General features: G+C 70.4%; 7 protein-coding genes and 1 pseudogene. All 8 read right to left on the bottom strand.

Annotation, left to right across the window (positions count from 1 at the left end):
- Positions 1-739 (bottom strand): annotated as a pseudogene (locus MJ777_RS19290) (protein translocase subunit SecD); the annotation flags it as partial.
- Between the two features lie 486 nt (positions 740-1,225).
- A complete protein-coding gene (yajC, locus tag MJ777_RS19285) occupies positions 1,226-1,756 on the bottom strand; it encodes a preprotein translocase subunit YajC (protein WP_239377350.1) in 531 nt (176 codons plus the stop codon).
- A 25-nt stretch (positions 1,757-1,781) separates the two neighbouring features.
- Positions 1,782-2,849: a Holliday junction branch migration DNA helicase RuvB gene (gene ruvB / locus MJ777_RS19280; RefSeq protein WP_239347230.1), complete on the bottom strand. Its 1,068-nt coding sequence runs from the start codon at positions 2,847-2,849 to the stop codon at positions 1,782-1,784.
- Positions 2,850-2,857: 8 nt separating this feature from the next.
- On the bottom strand, positions 2,858-3,571 hold the full coding sequence (gene ruvA, locus MJ777_RS19275) for a Holliday junction branch migration protein RuvA (RefSeq protein WP_239377349.1): 714 nt from the start codon (positions 3,569-3,571) through the stop codon (positions 2,858-2,860).
- Positions 3,568-4,104, bottom strand: coding sequence for a crossover junction endodeoxyribonuclease RuvC (gene ruvC, locus MJ777_RS19270; RefSeq protein ID WP_239311363.1), 537 nt, complete (start codon positions 4,102-4,104; stop codon positions 3,568-3,570). The genes ruvA and ruvC overlap by 4 nt, the downstream gene beginning before the upstream one ends.
- A 230-nt stretch (positions 4,105-4,334) precedes the next feature.
- Positions 4,335-5,090, bottom strand: a complete 756-nt coding sequence (locus tag MJ777_RS19265; protein ID WP_239311362.1) for a YebC/PmpR family DNA-binding transcriptional regulator — start codon at positions 5,088-5,090, stop codon at positions 4,335-4,337.
- Positions 5,091-5,100: 10 nt separating this feature from the next.
- Positions 5,101-5,724, bottom strand: a complete 624-nt coding sequence (gene pdxT, locus MJ777_RS19260) for a pyridoxal 5'-phosphate synthase glutaminase subunit PdxT (RefSeq protein ID WP_239311368.1) — start codon at positions 5,722-5,724, stop codon at positions 5,101-5,103.
- An 11-nt stretch (positions 5,725-5,735) separates the two neighbouring features.
- A complete protein-coding gene (pdxS, locus tag MJ777_RS19255) occupies positions 5,736-6,701 on the bottom strand; it encodes a pyridoxal 5'-phosphate synthase lyase subunit PdxS (RefSeq protein WP_255724121.1) in 966 nt (321 codons plus the stop codon).
- Positions 6,702-6,912 lie beyond the last annotated feature (211 nt).

Genomic DNA, 6,912 nt, shown 5'->3' with positions numbered 1-6,912 from the left:
GCGCGGGATCGGCCGCCGGGGCCGGCGCGGGCGTGGCGGGCGTAGGTGCGGCCGGCGCGGGTGCGGCCGGCGAGACAGCGGCTGCCGTAGCGGCTGGCTTGGCCGATGCCGCCTGCGCGAGCAGGCCGCTGCTCACGACATCCGACCGGGTGGTGGTGGATGCGGACGGCCTGGGAGCAACCGAGGCGGCCTTGGGAGTCGACGTGGCCGGCGGTGACGCCCCGGGCTGTGTGGTGGCTGCCGGGCCTGCGGACGGGACCGCGGCGGGCGTCTGGCTCGGCGCGCCGGTCTGATCCGGGGCCGGGGCCGGGGCCGGAGCCGGGGTAGGGGCCGGCGCGGGAACCGCGGACCCGGATGTGTAGACCTGCCGGAAACGCAGTTCCGCGGTCTGGCCCACCAGCGTGACGACATCGTTGCGTCCGCGGCCGGGGACCGAGATCTCGATCTGGGTGTTGTTCCGCTTGACCTCGGCCTCGGCGACGCCAAGACCGTTGACACGCTCGCGGATGATGTCGACGGCCTTGTCCACGGCCCCGCTGTCCACGCCCTTGCCCGGCTCGGTCGACCTGGGCGTGAGGATCACGCTCGTGCCGCCCTGTAGGTCGAGCCCGAGCTTGGGCGTCCAGGTGCCCGTCAGGGCCATGACGCCGTACAGCAACGCCAGCAGGCCGGAAAGGAGGCCGATGCGGGACCAGGCGGGGCGTGTGGCCTTACGCCGTGGCCCTGACCCTTGTGCCAACGGATGTCCCTTCGTCACGCGCCGGTGCGCTCACTTCACTGCCTGTCTGGCTGCTTACCTCAGTACCTGCTGCCTCAGTACCTGGTGGACCTGCCGGCCACCGCGAGCGGCGCCGGATCCATCGGTACCCCCGGCGATTGATGCCCTGGCGACAGGCAATGGACCATGCCGGCTCCGCCTTCAACCGGCTGAGCCAACAATGCAGGCCGCGCCCAAGCTATCGGAACGACTGCCAAAGCGGATGCGTTCCTATACCACGTTCAGCTGGAGCCTGCTTGGCAGGCTTCGGCAAGAGGACTGTCCGGCTCGCGCCGCCCAGGCGGCGCCCCGCGTCATCGCTGCCCGTCCATGGCCGCGCGACGCACGGGTACCCCGGCTCGTCGGTTGACGCCCAGTACAGAGCGTCTCCCGCCGCCGCCTCGCGATCCAGCCACCCAGACGCCGCTCCCCGATCGAACGACGACTTCCGACACACGCCGTAGATCTTCATTCCGGCTCGCGGCGCCCGTCCGGTTTCCCCGGCCCTGGGGCGCTCTCGCTCCCCGGTGTGTCCCCGCTTGTGGGCAGATCTTTTTTGGTCATGTCGATGCTCGGCTCGGCCGGAGCTCGGTCGTCAGCCCCGCCGTCACCCGTCGCACGGTGGTGATCCGGCTGGCCCTCGGCTGCCTCACCCTCGGCTGCCTCACCGTCGGGCTGCGAGTCGTCATCCGGGGCGGAGACGACCCGCGCGATCGCCGCGCGAGCGAACCGGCACACGACCTCCGGCGCGACCTCCAACAGCACGTCGCCCTCGTCGACCTCGACCACGGTCGCGTAGAGTCCGGCCGTGGTCACCACCAGGGTGCCCGGCAGGAGCGACGCCAGCGTCTGCTGGTGCGCCCGTTGGCGGCGCCGCTGAGTCGACATAAAGAAAAAGACAAGCGCCACGATGAGGATCAGCGGCAGAAAACCACCGATCCCGCTCCCGCCGCCATCTTTGGCCACGGTCTGGGCGACCACCATTGCTTGCACGTCCACGTCCTCCCATGTTGTGCGGCCGATGCTACGTACCGGCCGCGGGCACGCGACGCGCAGGCCCCGAACGGGGTTCCTGGGAGCGTCCTAGCGCGCCTTCCAGGGGATCAAGGCCGAGATGGGTGAACGCGGCCGGAGTGGCGATCCGTCCGCGGGGGGTCCGGGCCAGCAGCCCGGCACGCACCAGAAACGGCTCGACGACCTCCTCGACCGTGTCCTGCTCCTCCCCCACCGCCACGGCCAGCGTGGCCAGGCCGACCGGACCCCCACCGAATCGGCGTACCAGAGCCTCCAGCACCGCCCGGTCAAGCCGGTCCAAGCCGAGCGCGTCCACGTCATAGACACGCAGTGCGGCCTGAGCGACCTCACGGGTGACGATCCCGTCCGCCCGCACCTCGGCATAGTCACGGACCCGGCGTAGCAGCCGGTTGGCGATCCGCGGCGTCCCTCGCGACCGCCCGGCGACCTCGGTGGCGCCGTCGCCGGTCAGCCTCACCCCGAGCAGCCTGGCCGACCGGGTCAGCACGCTGGTCAGTTCATCGGGATCGTAGAAGTCCATATGGGCGGTGAAGCCGAACCGGTCGCGCAGCGGGCCGGTGAGAAGGCCCGACCGCGTGGTCGCGCCGACCAGGGTGAACGGAGCGAGGTCCAGCGGAATCGCGGTCGCGCCGGGGCCCTTGCCAAGCACGACGTCGACCCGGAAATCCTCCATCGCGGCGTACAGCAGTTCCTCCGCCGGCCGCGCGATCCGATGGATCTCATCCAGGAACAGCACGTCGCCCGGAGCGAGCGCGGTGAGGATCGCGACAAGATCTCCCGCGCGTTCGACCGCCGGGCCGCTGGTCATGCGCAACGGAACCGCCAGCTCCCGCGCAATGATCATCGCAAGGCTGGTCTTGCCCAGCCCGGGCGGCCCGGACAACAGGACATGATCGGGCGGACGCGCACGGGCGCGTGCCCCCTCCAGCATGATCGTAAGTTGTTCGCGCACCTTCTGCTGGCCGATGAACTCCGCCAGGCTGCCCGGCCGCAGACCGGCCTCGAAGGCTCGTTCCTCCGGCTCGGCCACCGGCGAGACCAGGCCATCGGCGTCCATCGGCTGCCTCATCGGGGCCGCAGAGCGGCCAGCGCCCGGCGCAACAGCACGGCCACGGTGTCCGGCTCCTGGCCGTCACCGGCAGCGCCGGCGGCACCGGCAGCACCGGCATCGCCCGGCTCGCTGCCGTCGGCGCTGCCGGCACGCACCACGGCCAGCGCGTCCTCGGCCTCCCGCGCGGTATAGCCGAGCCCGAGCAACGCCAGACGGACCTGTTCACCGACGGCGGCCCGGGATCGGCCAGCCGGTGCCGGCACGCCGCCGTGCGGGCCAGCATCGGCGTTCGTGCCAGCGTTGCCAGCCTGGGCCGGCACCGCCGCCGGTGCGCCAAGGCGGTCCTTGAGATCGAGGACGATGCGCTGCGCGCCCTTGCGGCCGATGCCGGGCACCTTCGTCAGCGCGGTGAGATCCTCGGCCGCGACCGCCCGGCGCACCCCGTCGGGGCTGTGAACGCCGAGCACGGCCTGAGCGAGCCTGGGACCGACCCCGGAAGCGCTCTGCAGGGTTTCGAAGACGTCACGTTCGTCGGCGTCGACGAAGCCGTAGAGGGTGAGTTCCGTCTCCCGGACAACAAGGGTGGTGACCAGATGCGCATCCTGCCCCACCCGAAGTCGCGACAGGGTCGCGGGGGTGCACTGTACCAACAGCCCGACCCCGCCGACCTCGACGACGGCGGCTTCGAGCGACAGGGCCGCCACCGTGCCCGAAACAGAGGCAATCATCGACCAGGCTCCTTCCCGACGGCCTGGCCGCCATGGGCCGCCGCTCGCATCCGGGCCAGCGCCGGGCCACGCCACAGATGGCACAGGGCAAGGGCCAGCGCGTCCGCCGCGTCCGCCGGACGCGGCGGGTCGGGCAGCTTCAACAGGCGGCTCACCATAAACGTGACCTGGGCTTTGTCCGCCCGGCCGCTGCCGCTGACCGCCGCCTTCACCTCACTGGGCGTGTACAGTGCCACCGGCAGGCCCCGCCTGGCTGCGGCGACGATGGCCACCGCCCCGGCCTGCGCGGTACCCATGACCGTCCGCACATTGGCCTGGCTGAACACCCGCTCGACCGCGACCGCGTCGGGGTTGTGACGGCTGATCCATTCCTCCACGCCCCGCTCGAGTGCGCACAGCCGCGCGGCAACGTCGTCGGTGGCCGGTGTGCGCAGTACTCCGACCGCGACCAGGGAGGCGCTCCGGCCGGGGCCGCCGTCAACCACACCGAGACCACAGCGCGTGAGCCCCGGATCGACACCCAGCACCAGCACCAGCACCCTCCCCGCTGGCCGGTCCGCGGACCAGCCGTCTTGAACGCAGCCACCGTCGGGCATTGTGGCCCCGGCAGCGCCCGCCACGATCGCGACACGCCCGAACGCCCGTTCGAGCTGCCCCGATCGTACTTTCGGCCGGCGGGGCACGGCCGAGCGGGGTGGCCGGCAACCGCTCCGGGCGTCGCGAAGCGTGCGGGCCGCTCGACAGGCGGCGAGGAGCACCCCCGTCAGGCCGATACCAGTTCCATGATCTCATCGGAGATGTCGGCGTTGAACCAGACGTTCTGGACATCGTCGAGGTCCTCCACGGCCTCGACGAGCTTGAGGACCTTGCGCGCGGATTCCTCGTCCAGGGACACGCTGACGCTCGGCAGCCACGACAGGTCCGCCGAGGAGACCACGAGTGCCGCGCCCAGCGCGGCGACGCGCACCGCGTTGAGGTCCGTCGCCTCCGAAACGACCTCGAAGGCGTCACCCAGCTCGTTGACCTCCTCGGCGCCGGCATCGAGGACGGCGGTGAGGACGTCGTCCTCGCTCAGGCCGGGCGTCTTGGGGACCAGGACCACCCCCTTACGGTTGAACAGGTACGACACCGAACCGGGATCAGCGACGCTGCCGCCGTTCCGCGTGATCGCGACCCGGACGTCGGAGGCCGCCCGGTTGCGGTTGTCGGTGAGGCACTCAACCAGGATGGCCACGCCACTCGGCCCGTACGCCTCGTAGATGATCTCTTCGTAACTGACGCCGCCGGCAAGCTCCCCCGAACCACGCTTGACGGCCCGGTCGATGTTGTCGTTCGGTACCGACTGCGACTTGGCCTTCGCGATGGCGTCCGCCAGCGTCGGGTTCCCCGCCGGGTCTCCGCCGCCGGTCTTCGCCGCCACCTCGACAGATTTGATCAACTTGGCGAACAGCTTGCCGCGGCGCGCATCGACGACCGCCTTCTTGTGCTTCGTGGTCGCCCACTTGGAGTGACCGCTCATGCTCTGCCCCTCACCTGTACTGGCCCCGCCTTCCACGATTGCGTGCGACAACGTCGACAAACAGCTGGTGAATCCGGATATCACCGGTCAGTTCCGGGTGGAACGCGGTCGCCAACAGACTGCCCTGGCGGACCGCGACAATCCTGTCACCGACCTGGCCGAGAACCTCGACTTCATCCCCGACCTTCTCCACCCACGGTGCCCGGATGAAAACCGCCCGAACCGGGCCGCCAGCAACACCGATAAGATCGATATCTGCCTCGAACGAGTCCACCTGACGGCCGAACGCATTGCGCCGCACAACGACGTCCAAGCCCGCGAGCAGCGGCTGGCCGGGAGGCGCGTCCAAGACCTCCCGAGCCAGCAGGATCATGCCCGCGCATGACCCAAAAACCGGCAGCCCAGCCGCGACCGCCAGGCGCAAGGGCTCCAGCAGATCGAACACACGCAGCAACCGGCCGATCGCGGTGGACTCCCCACCGGGCAGGACCAGCCCGTCCACAGCGCTCAGCTCAGCCGCGTGGCGGACCTCCAGCGGATGAGCGCCGGCCGCGCCGAGCGCCCGGACATGCTCACGGACATCACCTTGCAGGGCAAGCACACCCACCCGGACCGGCACCGCCGGGGTGACCATGCCGAAATCGCTCACCAGCCGCGATCGGCGAACCTGGCCGCGGGCTCCAGCTCGCCGGCGCTGATGCCGACCATCGCCTCCCCGAGCCCACGCGAGACCTTCACCAGGACGTCCGCATGGTTGTACATAGTGGTGGCCTCGACGATCGCCCGCGCGCGCCGCGCCGGATCGCCGGACTTGAAGATACCCGAGCCGACGAACACACCGTCGGCACCCAGCTGCATCATCAGCGCGGCATCCGCGGGAGTGGCGATACCGCCGGCGGTGAACAGCACGAGCGGGAGTTTCCCCAGCCGGGCGACCTCGGCCACAAGCTCGTAGGGAGCGCGTAGCTCCTTGGCCGCGGCAAACAGCTCGGCTGGGTCAAGAACGGACAGCCGGGCGATCTCCGCTCTGATCGTACGCATGTGCACGACCGCGTTGGACACCTCACCGGTGCCCGCCTCGCCCTTGGACCGGATCATCGCCGCGCCCTCGCCGATACGGCGCAGCGCCTCCCCCAGGTTGGTGGCGCCGCAGACGAACGGAACGGTGAACCGCCATTTGTCGATGTGATGGTGTGGATCGGCGGGAGTGAGGACCTCGGACTCGTCGATGTAGTCGACTCCCAGCTCCTGGAGCACCTGGGCCTCGACGAAGTGGCCGATACGGGCCTTGGCCATGACCGGGATCGACACCGCCCCGATGATCTGCTCGATCATCTCCGGGTCGCTCATGCGAGCCACGCCGCCCTGCGCTCGGATGTCGGCCGGCACCCGCTCCAAGGCCATCACCGCGACCGCGCCGGCGTCCTCGGCGATTCTCGCCTGATCGGCGGTGACCACATCCATGATCACACCGCCTTTGAGCATCTCCGCCATGCCGCGCTTGACGCGGGCCGTTCCCACCTGGGTACCGGCGGGAGCGGGAGACTCGGCCGCTCGTGCGTGCCCGTCGTCCGGCTGCGCAGGCTCGGGTGCGGTCAGGCCATCGGACATGGCTCGCCTCTCTGTGTCTCTGGTGTCTCTGTACACGGATCCGTCTGGGACAAGCGCCCTCGCCCACGCGCAACTCCGGCAAACCCGGACGGCCGCTTACCAGGGACCGTGCGGGATACGCGAATTCGCACCGGACGGGGACCTCCTATGGTACGGCCGAAGTAGCGGCCGCATCCCACCCGGACCTCCCCCACACGGCAGACTTAGAGCG

Source organism: Protofrankia sp. Cj5 (assembly GCF_917627405.1).
GTDB lineage: Bacteria > Actinomycetota > Actinomycetes > Frankiales > Frankiaceae > Protofrankia.
The sequence above is the reverse complement of the archived record's forward strand: the minus strand, read 5'-3'. Positions and strand labels throughout refer to the sequence as shown.

What these genes read in the sequence shown, in the direction of transcription:
- ruvB (WP_239347230.1), bottom strand. Translation starts at nt 2,849, where the DNA reads ATGGACGCCGATGGCCTGGTCTCGCCGGTGGCCGAGCCGGAGGAACGA.
- pdxT (WP_239311368.1), bottom strand. Translation starts at nt 5,724, where the DNA reads ATGGTCACCCCGGCGGTGCCGGTCCGGGTGGGTGTGCTTGCCCTGCAA.
- ruvA (WP_239377349.1), bottom strand. Translation starts at nt 3,571, where the DNA reads ATGATTGCCTCTGTTTCGGGCACGGTGGCGGCCCTGTCGCTCGAAGCC.
- pdxS (WP_255724121.1), bottom strand. Translation starts at nt 6,701, where the DNA reads ATGTCCGATGGCCTGACCGCACCCGAGCCTGCGCAGCCGGACGACGGG.
- MJ777_RS19265 (WP_239311362.1), bottom strand. Translation starts at nt 5,090, where the DNA reads ATGAGCGGTCACTCCAAGTGGGCGACCACGAAGCACAAGAAGGCGGTC.